Source organism: Sphingomonas sp. TX0543, from assembly GCF_048565505.1.
Lineage (GTDB): Bacteria > Pseudomonadota > Alphaproteobacteria > Sphingomonadales > Sphingomonadaceae > Sphingomonas.
In genome coordinates this window covers 1,867,133-1,880,134 of record NZ_JBLZUS010000002.1, presented here as the reverse complement: position 1 = coordinate 1,880,134, position 13,002 = coordinate 1,867,133, and the positions used below count along the sequence as shown (strand labels likewise).

Genomic DNA, 13,002 nt, shown 5'->3' with positions numbered 1-13,002 from the left:
CTTCCTCATTGGCCTGCGAGCGTGTTGAGCTGGAGAATCGGCAGCAGGATCGACAGGACGATCGTCGCCACCACACCGCCCATCGCGACGATGATAGCAGGCTCGAGCAGCGAAAGCGCGGTCGCGGTGAAGCGATCGAACTCGCGCTCCAGATAATCGGCCGCGCGCTCCAGCATCTCGTCCAGCCGCCCCGCCGCCTCGCCCGATGCGGCGAGATAGGTCAGCAGCGGCGGGAACACGCCGCTCCGCCGCATCGCGCCCGAAAGGCTGCCGCCCCCACGGATCGCGATCGTGATCTCCTCCGTCGCGAGTTGCAGCCGGCGGTTGCGCACCGTCCCCGTCGTCAGCGCCAGCCCCTCCATCAGCGGCAGCCGGCTCGCCACCATCGTGGCGAGCGTTCGCGCCATCCGCGCCGCATGGAGATCGCGGATCAGCCGGCCCAGCAACGGCACGCGCAACACCCAGCTGTCGAAGCGCAGCCGGATCGCCGGTTGGCGCAGCGCCGCCCATGCGAGCGCCGCCAGCCCCGCCAGCACCAGCAGCATCAGCCACCACCAGCCGACCAACAGGTTCGACAGGCCGATCACGATCCGCGTGAGCAGCGGCAGTTGCTGGCCGACCGTGTCGAACTGTTCCACCACCTGCGGCACGACGAACGCCATCAGCGCGAGCACCACCCCCATCGCAACGATCGCCAGGATCGCCGGATAGGTGATGGCCGTCAGGATCTTGCCGCGTATTTCCGCCTGCCGTTCGAGCAGGATCGCCAGCCGGTCGAGTATCGTCGGCAACGTGCCGGAGCTTTCGCCGGCCGATACCATGGCGCGATACAATATCGGAAAACTGCGCTCCTCCCGCGCCATCGCGTCCGCCAGCCGCCGGCCCTCGACCACGCCCGCATGGACATTGGCGACGATCGCCTGCACGCTCTCCTGCTCCGTCTGGCGCGTGATCGTGCGCAGCGATTCTTCCAGCGGCGCCACCCGGTTCAGCGTCGCGAGCTGCCGCGTGAAGAGCGTAAGCTGCTTCGACGACATCCGGCCGCGCAGCAATTGCAACCCGAACAGCGGCCTTCCCCGGCCCGGCTGCGCGGTTCCCGCATCGATCCGCACGACATAGAGCCGGCGACGATCGAGCATCGCCCGTGCGGTGTCCGCATCGACGGCGGCGATCTGACCGCGCGTTTCGTTTCCGCGCGTGTCGATCGCGACATAGTCGAAATCAGCCATGCCGGGCGGGCCGGCGGCGGCGATCATTCATCGATGCTCTCCGCCACATCCATCGCGTCATGCCGCGACACCCGCACCGCCTCTTCCGGCGTCGTGATGCCGCGCTCGACCAGCCCGCGCGCGGCGTCTGCCAGCGTTTCGCTCACGGCGAAGGCGTGGCGCGCGATCTCCGCCTCGTCCGCGCCCTCGTTGATGAGGCGGCGGATCGTATCGTCCACCCGCACCGCCTCGAACACGCCGATCCGGCCCTTGTAGCCGCTATGCCCGCACGCCTCGCAACCACGCGCTTCATAGACGGTGGACTTCGGCGCGATGCCGAGCATCCGCGCGACCACATCGTCCGCCTCGACAGCCACGCGGCAGGCAGGGCACAGCCGCCGCACCAGCCGCTGCGCCACCACGGCGCGCAACGTGGACGCGAGGAGGAACGGCTCCACCTTCATGTCGCGCATCCGCGTGATCGCGCCGATCGCATCGTTGGTGTGGACGGTGGAAAGCACGAGATGCCCGGTCAGCGATGCCTGCACCGCGATCTCCGCCGTTTCGCGATCGCGGATTTCGCCGACCATCACAACGTCGGGGTCCTGCCGCAGGATCGCGCGCAGCCCGGCGGCGAACGTAAGCCCCACCTTGGGGTTCACCTGCGTCTGCCCCACGCCGTCCACCGCATATTCGACCGGGTCTTCGACCGTCAGGATATTGCGGCTGCCGTCGTTCAGCATGCGCAGCGCGGCGTAGAGCGAGGTGGTCTTGCCGCTGCCGGTCGGCCCGGTGACGAGAACGATGCCGTTCGGTTCGCGGATCGCATTTTCGATCAGCGCGTGCATCCGCTTGCTCATGCCCAGCGAATCGAGGTCGATCCCGGCATTGTCCTTGTCGAGGATACGCAGCACCACGCGTTCGCCCGCGCGGCTCGGCAGCGTCGAGACGCGCACGTCGAGCAGCTTGCCGCCCAGCGTCAGCGCCATGCGCCCGTCCTGCGGCACGCGCCGTTCCGCGATGTCGAGCCGCGCCATCACCTTGATGCGGCTGACCACCACCGGCGCGACATGCGGCGGCATGCGCAGCGTTTCGCGCAGCACGCCATCGATCCGCATCCGCACGACAAGGCCGGTTTCGTAGGGCTCGACATGAATATCGCTCACGCCATGCCGCGCCGCATCGGCGATCACGCCGTTGATGAGGCGGATCGCCGGGGCGTCATCGGCGGTGTCGAGCAGATCCTCCGCGGTGGGGATGCCGTCCGCGAGCAGATCGAGTTCATCGCCCATGCCCACCGCCGCCAGGGCCGTGGCCTGGCCGTCCATCGCGTAATTGTCGCTGAGCAGCCGGTCGAAGGCGGCCTGGTCGAGCCGTTCGACATCGAACGGATGCCCCACCGCCCGGCGCACCTCGATCAGCGCCCTCGGATCGGCGCCCTCGCGCAATGCCACCCTGGCGCCGTCGAGGATCACGCCAAAGCGGCGTGCGAAGCCATAGGGAAGCTGCACGGGCGCGATCACCGCCGGTGCGGGCGCTGAGGCCTCGGCGCTCTCGAACCCGGGCTGGCCGCCCGCGTCGCTCATTTCGGTTTCCCGCGCTTCAGGATCGTCGTCGAATTGCGCTGCACCGGCACGTTGACGCGCGGATCCTCGATGTTGCCGGGCACCGGCGCGGGCGGGATCGGCGGGGCGGCACCCATATAGTCGCGCACCAGTTCGTCGATCGATGGCTCGCGCGCGGGGTCCTGCATCCCCTGCTTCAGGCGCAGATAGCCATAGCGTTGCTCCGTCACCTTGCGGTTGTCGTCCGCCGAACGCAGGATGGTCGGGCGGATGAACACCATCAGATTGGTCTTGGTGCGGGTCTTGGCCTTCGAGCGGAAGAGCTGCCCCAGCCCCGGTATGTCGCCGAGCAGGGGGATCTTCTCGATCGTGCGGCGCTCGTTATCGTCCAGCAGGCCGCCGATGATCGCGATCTGCCCGTCATCCACCGTCAGCGTCGTCTCCACCTCGCGCTTGTTGAGGATCAGGTCGGAATTGTCGCTGGATACCGGCCCGGCGATCGAGCTGACCTGCTGGTGCAGGAACAGCTTGATCGAGCCGGACGAGTTGACCTGTGGGCGCACCTCGAGCTGGATGCCCACATTCTCGCGCTGCACGGTGCGGAAGGCGTTGTCGAAATTCTGGCTCAGCGCCTGCCCGGTCGTGATCGGGATTTCCTGCCCCACCAGGATGCGCGCCTCCTGATTGTCGAGCGTGATGAGGCTCGGCGACTGGAGCAGGTTCGAGGTGGTGTCGGATTTCACCGCGTTGATGATGGAGCCGAAGATCGTGTCCCCGATCTGGCCGCCATAACCGGCGAACGCGCCGCCCGCGCCGAGGATCGAGTTGACCGCCTGTTGCGCCAGCGCGTCGCTGATCGTGTTGTTGGTGGTGGTAACGGTCGTGCTGCCGTTCACGGTCGTTGTCGTCGTCGCGAGCTGGCGCGCGCCGATCGCGCCCGCAATCGTCAACAGGTTCGGCGCCGAATTGGAAAAGCTGGTGGCGCCGAACGCGCCGCCCTTCAGGCTGCCGATCAGGAACTGGAAGCCCAGCTTGTTGGCCGTCGTGTCCGAAACCTCGGCGACGATCGCCTCCACCAGCACCTGCTCGCGGCGGGTATCGAGCTGTCGCACGACTTCCGAAAGCTGTCGCTGGATGTCCGCCGGTGCGGCGATCACGATCGCGTTGGCGCCGACGAACCGTGTCACCACCGCCGGCGCCCGCCCGCCCTGCGTCGAAATCGCCGCCTGGCCGCTATTACCGCTCCCCGGCGCCGCCTGCCCCTGCGATCCAGTCGATGCCAAAGGCGCACTGCTGCCCGAGCGGCCGGAGGTGGACGACGATGATGCGCCGAAATTCGATTGCGTCAGTGTGGTTTGCGGGATTTGATCCGGTGTCTGTCCCACGAGTTGCTGCAGCACCGGCAGCAGTTGCGCCGCGTCGGCATGTTCGAGAAAAACGACGCGAATCTCAGTGCCGCTCTTGGCTTTCTGGTCAAGATCCAACGCTATCTGCGACAGCCGCGCCACGGTTGAGGGGTCGCCGCGCAACGCGACCGAGTTTGCCCCTTCGACCGCGACCACCGTCGTCTGCTGGCCGCCGCCCTGTGCCGGCGTACCGATCAGCCCCTGAAGCGCGGTCGCGATATCGCGCGAGCCCGCATTCTTCAGCGCGATCACGCGCGTCGAGGCGTTATCGTTGTCAATCCGCTGCAAAACCTCCCGCACGCGGCGGATATTATCCGCGAAATCCGCGACGACGATTGAATTGCCACCTCGGTTGGCGGTCACCGATCCTTGGGGACTGACCAGCGGACGCACCGTGTCCACCGCGCTCTGCGCATCGATCGAACGTAGGCGGACGATCTCGGTGACGAACTGGTTACGCGCCGCCCCGGCGAGGCCGACGCGGCCGGGCTGCGCCGCTGCGTTGTCCAGCGGCTGTACACGTAGAGCCCCGTTGCTGGTCGGCACGGCGACCAGCCCGTTGGCGCGAAGCGTCGAAAGGAATACCTCGAAATATTCCGATCTGCTTAACGGCCGGTCCGTAACCACCGTAACCTTGCCCTGCACCCGCCCATCGATGATGAAGACGCGCCCCGTAACCTTCGCAGCATCGGCGATGAAGGCGCGGATATCCGCATCGCGCACATTAAGGGTGGTCTGGGCATACACCGGTGCTGCCAAAGCCAGCGCAAGCGCGGTTGCGAGAGAAACCAGCCTCATCGGCCCGCCACCGGAATGGAGATCGTTTCGGTCTGCCCGTTTCGCTGCACTGTAAGTGCCAGGGTGCCGCCGTCAGCAAGGCCCGTTGCAATGCTATCGAAATCGGCCGGACTGTTTACCGGCCGACCTGCAATCGCGGTAATAATATCGCCCTCTCTCAACCCGGCGGCACGAAACGACGCGCCGGAACCTTGTGGCCGCACAACAAGCCCGGTTATCCGCCCGCCATCGATACGGGGCACAAAGCCGACCTCGGACTGAAACTTACGGATATTGATTGCCTCGCCCGGCGCGCCGTTTGGCGCAACCGCAGCAGCAGGGGGAAGACCGCCCCGGGGGAAGCCGCAGTGCCGGACTGATCAAGGAACAAATCCTCGCGCACACCTCCGCGCTCAATCGTCACATGATCGAAAGCCACCTCTTTCAGCTGAACCCCTGGAATAACCTCTTCCCCAACCGCTACGCTTTTCTGCACTCCGTCCGGGCCGGACAGGATCGCGGATCCTCGCCCGGTAACCTCGTTGGTCGTGGTCCCGAACAGCGTGAGGCGCAGAGAAGTAACCACAGCCGGTGCGCCATCAGCCTGTCCACCCGCCCGATAGAACGGATCAGCACCACGAAGCGCTTCCATCGGGACTGCCGGGATCGTCGGACTAGCAGGATGCCATTCACCAAGTGGGCCAACAGGTGTGACGAGCCCCCACGCCAACCGCGCAACCTGTACGGCAAAAGCGAAGAGCAAAATGATTTCGAGCATCGAATAGATGTTGACGGCTGGTAATCGTCTCAAAATCGCTCGCGAGCGGGCGTCAAACGTCAATTTCATGTGGCGTGACCATTCCCCGCACAGCCGGAAGAAATGACCCTATCCCGCGAAGGCCCGCTCGTGTAAATAATTCTCTGTCGAGCTAGCTGTCATCCGGCCCGAAGCGGGCACTCGTCAACGGGTGCGTCGGTCCTGCAAACGCTCAAACGCGATCTTATGGTGTCCGCAGCGCAAATCGGGCGCGCGCAATCGCCACTGCAGACCTCGTCGAATTAAAACAAAAAAGCCGGCCGATCTTTCGACCGGCCGGCTCAATCTCAATACTATTCCAGGATTAGGCGATCGCAGCGACCGAGCGGCGACGACGCATCGTGGCACCTACCGCGCCAAAACCAACGATCATCAATGCCCAGGTGGCAGGCTCTGGAACCGCCGGGGAAGCACTGATGGTGAACGCGCCCTGGTAATCGGACTTCGAACCAATTGGCTGACCGGCGTAAACCGCACTGCCAACGCTGTACGAACCAACAATGTTCGACAGACCACGCACCCAGTTGAAGTCGGTTAGCGTGTAATCAACATTCGAGAAGCTCGCCACGCCGTTGATCGCGGTAAAAGTTCCCGTTGCCTCGGTGAACACGCCGGTAAGCGTCTTGGTAACATTGTTCTCCGTGAGAGCCACCGTTATGTTATAGAACGGGTCCGAGTTACCGAACTTGGCACCCAGCGGCCAGCCATCGCCCGCCACCTGGTAATCCGAATCTCCTGCTGCACCGACAGGCGCGGAGCTGAAGTTATCGTTCGGGTTGAGCGTGGTGCCGTACGGGTGCTGAACGAACAGCGTGTAATAGCCGTCAACAGCGGTGTTCCACACGGTTCCAGAAGGACCCGTTACCGCGGCAGACGTGATAACCGGCGCCGCATTGGCCGGGACGGCCATGGCGGCAGCCGCGATAGCGGCAATCGTCAGGTATGTACGCATTAGGGCCTCCCTATTCGACCAATTTCGACTCGCGACCAGTTCGCTTTTCACTTGCCCACGAGAACTAGCCGACCCGCAAAATGTTTCAACAGAATTAACCGTTTTACGGGCGCCCCAAAGCGCTACGCCCCAATTTGGGACAAATCGCCGCAACTGCAGCAAAAAGCCCGTCGGTCGCGGGACCGACGGGCTTAAAATGGTGGGCGCGACAGGGATTGAACCTGTGACCCCACCCGTGTGAAGGGTGTGCTCTACCGCTGAGCTACGCGCCCGGCCGCCGCTAGCGACTAAACCGGAAGCGGGCCTTTAGGCGCGGCGATCCTGCCTGTCCAGCCCGTCAGATCATTTCAGTTGAGCGAGTCCTTCAGAACCTTGCCGGCCTTGAATTTCGGCTGACTGGAAGCCTTGATCGTCATCGGCTCGCCGGTGCGCGGATTGCGCCCGGTGGAGGCCTTGCGCCTGGACACCGCAAAGGTGCCGAAGCCGACGAGACGCACTTCGTCACCCTTCTTCAGGCTGCCCGAGATGGTATCGAATACCGCTTCGACGGCCCGGCCGGCATCGCCTTTGCCGAGGCCGGAGGCATTCGCCACCGCCGCGATCAGTTCCTGCTTGTTCATGCCCAGTGACCCCCCAATGGCTGGAAAAACGGATTAATTGATAATGGATTCGCGGCGCGCGGCCGATCGACGCAGTAAGGCGCGTGGTTTCGCCGCTGTCAAACGAATCCGCTGCGACGTCACCAAACGGCGGATCGATCGATCATCCGCGCCAGTACCGCTCAGTGATGCAACTCGCCGCCCGCCGGCGCGATCGGCGCAAGTGGTAACGCGGCGAGCTCGTCCGCATCCGTCCAGTCGATCGCTTCAAGCGGCGCTGAGAGTGCGAGCTTGAGCACCTCGTCGACATGCCCGACTGGCACGATCTTGAGCCCATCGAGAATGTTTTGCGGGATTTCGGCCAGATCCTTCTCGTTCTCCTCCGGGATCAGCACCGTCGTGATGCCACCGCGGAGCGCAGCCAGCAGCTTTTCCTTGAGCCCCCCGATCGGAAGCACCCGACCGCGCAGCGTGACCTCGCCGGTCATCGCCACCTCGCGCCGCACTGGAATGCCGGTCAAGGTCGAGACGATCGACGTAACGATGCCGATGCCCGCCGACGGCCCATCCTTCGGCACCGCGCCCTCCGGCAAATGGATGTGGATATCCTTTCGATGGAACAGGCTCGGTTTGATCCCGAACGACGGCGCGCGCGCCTGAACGAAACTGAAGGCGGCCTGCACCGATTCTTTCATCACGTCGCCCAGCTTGCCGGTGGTCTTCACCGCCCCCTTGCCCGGCACCGTGAGGCTCTCGATCGTCAGCAATTCGCCGCCCACCTCGGTCCAGGCGAGACCCGTGACGGCGCCGATCTGGTCTTCCTGCTCGGACAAGCCGTGGCGGAATTTCTGCACACCAGCATATTCGTGGAGATTATCAGGCGTGATCGTCACCGATTCCGCCTTGCCCTCCAGAATACGGCGCAACGCCTTGCGGGCGAGTTTCGCTATTTCGCGCTCCAGCGTCCGAACCCCCGCCTCACGCGTATAACGCTGGATGAGCGCGCGGAGCCCCTCGTTGGTCAGCGCGAACTCGCCTTCCTTCAAACCATGCGCCTCAATCTGCTTCGCGATCAGATGACGCTCGGCGATCTCTACCTTCTCGTCTTCGGTATAGCCCTCCAGCCGGATGATCTCCATCCGATCCAGCAACGGCTGCGGCAGATTCAGCGTATTCGCCGTGGTGACGAACATCACGTCCGACAAATCGATGTCGATCTCCAGATAGTGATCGTTGAACTTGCCGTTCTGCTCGGGATCGAGAACCTCGAGCAGCGCAGATGCGGGATCCCCACGGAAATCCTGCCCAAGCTTGTCGATCTCGTCGAGCAGGAACAGCGGGTTCGACGCACCAGCCTTTTTAAGATTGGTAACGATCTTTCCCGGCAACGACCCGATGTACGTGCGCCGATGCCCCCGGATCTCTGCCTCGTCGCGAACGCCGCCAAGCGACTGACGGATGAATTCGCGCCCGGTCGCCTTGGCGATCGACTTACCCAGCGATGTCTTGCCGACGCCGGGCGGCCCGACGAGACACAGAATCGGCCCTTTCAGCTTGTTCGTCCGCGCCTGCACGGCGAGATATTCGACAATACGATCCTTCACCTTCTCCAGCGCGTAATGATCCTCGTCCAGGATTGCCTGCGCCGCAGCGATATCTTTCTTCAGCTTGGATTTCTTGCCCCATGGCAGCCCGAGCAGCACGTCAAGATAGTTTCGCACGACGGTCGCCTCGGCTGACATTGGCGCCATCGTCTTGAGCTTCTTCAACTCTGCGGTAGCCTTGGTCCGCGCTTCCTTGGAGAGCTTCAGCGTCGCGATCTTCTGGGTGAGCTCGGCGATCTCGTCGCCATCGCCGTCATCGCTTTCGTTGCCGAGTTCGCGCTGAATCGCCTTCAGCTGTTCATTGAGATAATATTCGCGCTGCGTTTTCTCCATCTGACGCTTGACGCGACTCTTGATCTTGCGTTCCACCTGCAGAACGCCGAGCTCGCCCTCCATAAAGGCGTAGACCATCTCCAGCCGCTTGACCGGATCCAGTTCCACCAGCAGCGACTGCTTGTCGGCAACCTTGATCGCGATATTGCCTGCAACTGCATCGGCAAGCCGCGAGGCCTCCTCGATTTCGCCAAGCTGCACGGATGTTTCCGCCGGCAGCTTGCGGTTTAGCTTCGCGTAATTATCGAACTGATCCACTACCGAGCGCATTAGCGCGCTCGTTTCCAGGCCATCGGCCGCCTTCTCCTCGACGGGTACGGATTGGGTGGTAAGATATCCGTCCACTTCAATAAGGCCGCCGAGCCGGCCGCGCGTCTTGCCTTCGACAAGAACGCGAACCGTGCCGTCGGGCAGCTTGAGCAGTTGCAGCACGGTAGCGGTGACACCGATATCGTAAAGATCGTCCTCCTTGGGATCGTCCTGGGCGGGATCGAGCTGCGCGACCAGGAAGATCTCCTTATCGCCCGCCATCGCCGCCTCAAGCGCGGCGACCGACTTGTCGCGACCGACGAACAGCGGCACGATCATCTGCGGAAACACAACGATGTCGCGCAACGGAAGAACGGGATAGGTCTGGCTCATGGATACTCCACAGCCGCCAGAATGAGGGCGGCTCTTTCGGCTTATATGGTGATGCAGCGCGATGCATCAATCTTGCTGTGGGGTATCGCAGGCCGACGACGATGCTAGCCACCAACGCGGTGGTCGCGTCGCCGCCAGAAAAAGAGACGCTGCCTGATGCCAGGCAGACTTAACAATCTCGCAACGCCGCTACCAGGACGCGCCCAGTTCATCCTCGATCACCCGAACACGTTTCGCCAATTCTCGCAGGTTGGAAATTCGCTGGTCACTCAGCTGATGGATCGATGCTCTTGGCGTCAACTTTCACCACCGCATATGCTTCAAGCGCATTTAAACGATATCGGACCAAGCGCAGCAATTGCCGGCAGAAGCTGAAACTGGCCCCTACCCCGCCGGACGCAGCATCGACCAGAAGCGCGGACCACCGTTCGGCACATTCCATTCGTCCACGATCTCGAACCCGATCGCGCGATAGAATCCGAGGTTACGCTCCGTCGCCGTCTCAAGATAAGCTGGCAAACGTCCAGCACCGCGCTGCAGGCCAGCCCGCACCGCAAGGCCGCCGAGCCCCTTGCCTTGCATCGCCGGATCGCAGCCCGCGATATGCAGGTACCAGTAATCACCCGGCGGGTGATGCGCCGCGATTGCACCGGACACTAGCAACGCACGTCGCGCGCCAGCCATGCCAAGCGCGTGCAGCAATGCGGGCGCGTTGCGCACCATCTCCCACAGCGAAATGTCAGCCTGACCCGGCCCGCGCCACAAAGTCGCCGCCTCTCCCCCCGGCGTGATCAGCCGCATCCCGCCCGCGTCTCCGTCGAACAGCAAGCGGAACAATCGCGGCAGGCGGCGTGCGCGATCAGCGTGGTCCGGCAGTATCCACGATGTCGCCGGGTCATCCTGAAAGGCACGCGCCAGCATCGCGGCCACCATGTCCCGATCGGCGTTACCGGCCGTGCAGATCGTCATGGCACCACCGTGACGAACAGATAAACCGCAAAGATCACGAGATGCACCACGCCGCCAAGGATCGTGGTGCGCCCAGTGCCCAGCGACAACGTGATCGAGAACAGCGACAGCACCAGCAGCGTCAGGCTCTTAACCCCGATGCCCAGCGCCAGTGGCAAGCCGAGCAATAGAGACACGACTGCGACACTCGGGATCGTCAGTCCGATGGTCGCCAGCGCCGAGCCGAGCGCGAGGTTGAGGCTGGTCTGCAGGCGATTCCGACGCGCCGCGCGATACGCTGCCAGGCTCTCGGGCGCGAGTACGACACCCGCGATTACGACGCCAACCATGGCCAGCGGCAGTCCGGCCTCCAGCACCGCTTTCTCCACCGTCGCCGCCAGCCCCTTGGCCAGCAGCACCACGCCGCAAAGCGCGATAAGCAAGATGCCGAAAGCCGTCCACACCGTGCGCATCGCGGGAGGTTCGACGTGCTCCTCTTCCGCGTCGCCCTCCGGCAGGAAATAACTGCGATGCCGAACCGTCTGCACCAGGACAAACGTGCCGTAGAGGATCAGCGAGACCACCGCCACAAACACGAGTTGCGATGGCGCATAAGTCGGCCCCGGTGCGCTATCGACATAGTTAGGCAATACCAGCGTGAGAACCGCCATCGCCACCAGTACGTTGAGCGCCGCGGAAACGCCGCGCAGCGAGAAACGCTGCTCGCGAAACTGGACACCGCCCGCGAGCAGACAAATGCCGACAATGCCGTTCAGGATGATCATGATCGCAGCAAATACCGTGTCGCGTGCGAGGGCCGAGGCATCGCCCGCTTCGGACATCATCAGACTGACGATCAGCGACACCTCAATCACCGTCACCGCGACCGCGAGCACGAGTGTGCCAAACGGTTCGCCAACACGGTGCGCTACCACCTCAGCGTGATGCACAGCCGCCAATACGCTGCCGATCAGCACAATCGCCGCGACCACCACGCCGATCGTGCCCATCTTCGCCAGGCCAAGCGGCACGGCAATAATGGCCAGGATCGGAAACGCGATCGACCACCAGGGCAGGTCGATCCCGCCACCTTTCGACCCTCGTTCTTCTGTCAAGGCGCTGTCTTCGGCGCTCATCAATCCTCCCGCTGCGTCCAGGTAACGAATGCATGACGCGGGCGAATCTTTCCACCCATTTGACCGGGCCGGCCGAATTCGCAGCCGAAGCTCCGTTGGAGGATCGGAAGGAACCCCGCTGCAACTCGCCGACGAAGCACAAATTTTTCGGGGTAGCTGCGCTCAGCCGCGCATCTTAATTCCGTCTCGGTATGAATATGCCTGACAAAGAAAATTTCTGGGCGCTTTCCGAAAAAGAGAAACAGACGCTCCGCCTGATCGTCCGCGGGCACGACGCAAAATCGATGGCGCGTAGTCTCGGGCTGTCGGTGCACACGGTCAACGAGAGACTTCGGGACGCGCGGCGAAAGATGGCCGTATCGAGCAGTCGTGAGGCAGCGCGACTGTTGCTTGAAGCGGAAATCGGGGATGGTGTCGGCATTAGCTCCAAATCAGTTGGACACGTGATTTTCGGGGATGGCACGATCGTCTCCCCAGCCGATCAGGGCGGTGCGCCGGTTCGCGGCGCGAAGCGGTCATTCCGCTATCCCTTGATCGCAGGAGCTATTGTCATGACCCTTACGCTTGGATTGCTGGCATTCGCGGGAATATCGAATGTCGGCTTCAATTCGCTGCCGTCACCGGCGACACAGGATCGAACGCCGGATGCCGAAGTCGTCGAATTCGCGCGGAACTGGCTCAACTCGATCGATCAAAGACAATGGTCCGATAGCTATCGGGCGACAAATAGCTTCTTCCGCAAGGCGAATACGCTCCAGCTATGGAAGGAGACATCTGAAAGAGCGCGAGCGCCTCTTGGCGCGATTGTCACCCGCACCCTAATCAGTCAGGAGAATTTCGCCGCCCCTCCGAACGGTTATGAAGTGGTCAGATTCCGAACCACCTTCTCAAACAAGGCAAACGTTCTTGAAACCGTGACATTGGAACGCGAGGACGGTGAATGGCGGGTCGCAGGTGTGACGATGGAATAGCGATCAGCATTGGGCGATCGAAGCCGCCCCCCGAACAATAACGG

At 63.1% G+C, this 13,002-nt stretch carries 11 protein-coding genes and 1 tRNA gene; 1 reads left to right on the top strand and 11 read right to left on the bottom strand.

What is annotated here, in order from left to right; genetic code table 11:
* Positions 1-5 precede the first annotated feature (5 nt).
* From gspF to ACM61V_RS09570, 11 genes are all read right to left on the bottom strand, one after another.
* On the bottom strand, positions 6-1,229 hold the full coding sequence (gspF, locus tag ACM61V_RS09620; RefSeq protein ID WP_419714259.1) for a type II secretion system inner membrane protein GspF: 1,224 nt from the start codon (positions 1,227-1,229) through the stop codon (positions 6-8).
* A 23-nt stretch (positions 1,230-1,252) separates the two neighbouring features.
* Positions 1,253-2,794: a type II secretion system ATPase GspE gene (gene gspE / locus ACM61V_RS09615; RefSeq protein WP_137785708.1), complete on the bottom strand. Its 1,542-nt coding sequence runs from the start codon at positions 2,792-2,794 to the stop codon at positions 1,253-1,255.
* Positions 2,791-4,977, bottom strand: a complete 2,187-nt coding sequence (gene gspD / locus ACM61V_RS09610; RefSeq protein ID WP_137785709.1) for a type II secretion system secretin GspD — start codon at positions 4,975-4,977, stop codon at positions 2,791-2,793. The genes gspE and gspD overlap by 4 nt, the downstream gene beginning before the upstream one ends.
* Positions 4,974-5,180 (bottom strand): PDZ domain-containing protein, encoded by a 207-nt coding sequence (locus tag ACM61V_RS09605; protein WP_419714258.1) that lies wholly within the window; start codon positions 5,178-5,180, stop codon positions 4,974-4,976. The genes gspD and ACM61V_RS09605 overlap by 4 nt, the downstream gene beginning before the upstream one ends.
* A gap of 11 nt (positions 5,181-5,191) precedes the next feature.
* Positions 5,192-5,803, bottom strand: coding sequence for a type II secretion system protein N (locus tag ACM61V_RS09600; RefSeq protein WP_419713961.1), 612 nt, complete (start codon positions 5,801-5,803; stop codon positions 5,192-5,194).
* A 274-nt stretch (positions 5,804-6,077) separates the two neighbouring features.
* Positions 6,078-6,725 carry a PEPxxWA-CTERM sorting domain-containing protein gene (locus tag ACM61V_RS09595; protein WP_249341428.1) on the bottom strand — a complete coding sequence of 216 codons (648 nt, stop codon included), beginning with the start codon at positions 6,723-6,725 and terminating at the stop codon, positions 6,078-6,080.
* Between the two features lie 197 nt (positions 6,726-6,922).
* Positions 6,923-6,997 (bottom strand) — tRNA-Val (locus ACM61V_RS09590).
* A gap of 75 nt (positions 6,998-7,072) precedes the next feature.
* On the bottom strand, positions 7,073-7,345 hold the full coding sequence (locus tag ACM61V_RS09585; protein ID WP_137785711.1) for an HU family DNA-binding protein: 273 nt from the start codon (positions 7,343-7,345) through the stop codon (positions 7,073-7,075).
* A 161-nt stretch (positions 7,346-7,506) separates the two neighbouring features.
* Complete coding sequence (gene lon, locus ACM61V_RS09580; RefSeq protein WP_137785712.1) at positions 7,507-9,903, bottom strand: endopeptidase La; 2,397 nt, start codon at positions 9,901-9,903, stop codon at positions 7,507-7,509.
* A 384-nt stretch (positions 9,904-10,287) separates the two neighbouring features.
* The gene (locus tag ACM61V_RS09575; RefSeq protein ID WP_137785713.1) at positions 10,288-10,872 is read right to left on the bottom strand and encodes a GNAT family N-acetyltransferase; all 585 of its coding nucleotides are present in this window, start codon (positions 10,870-10,872) and stop codon (positions 10,288-10,290) included.
* Positions 10,869-11,987, bottom strand: coding sequence for a calcium:proton antiporter (locus ACM61V_RS09570; RefSeq protein WP_137785714.1), 1,119 nt, complete (start codon positions 11,985-11,987; stop codon positions 10,869-10,871). The genes ACM61V_RS09575 and ACM61V_RS09570 overlap by 4 nt, the downstream gene beginning before the upstream one ends.
* A 191-nt stretch (positions 11,988-12,178) precedes the next feature.
* Here ACM61V_RS09570 and ACM61V_RS09565 point away from each other — a divergent pair, with 191 nt between their 5' ends.
* Complete coding sequence (locus ACM61V_RS09565) at positions 12,179-12,958, top strand: helix-turn-helix domain-containing protein (RefSeq protein ID WP_137785715.1); 780 nt, start codon at positions 12,179-12,181, stop codon at positions 12,956-12,958.
* The last annotated feature ends 44 nt before the right edge of the window (positions 12,959-13,002 follow it).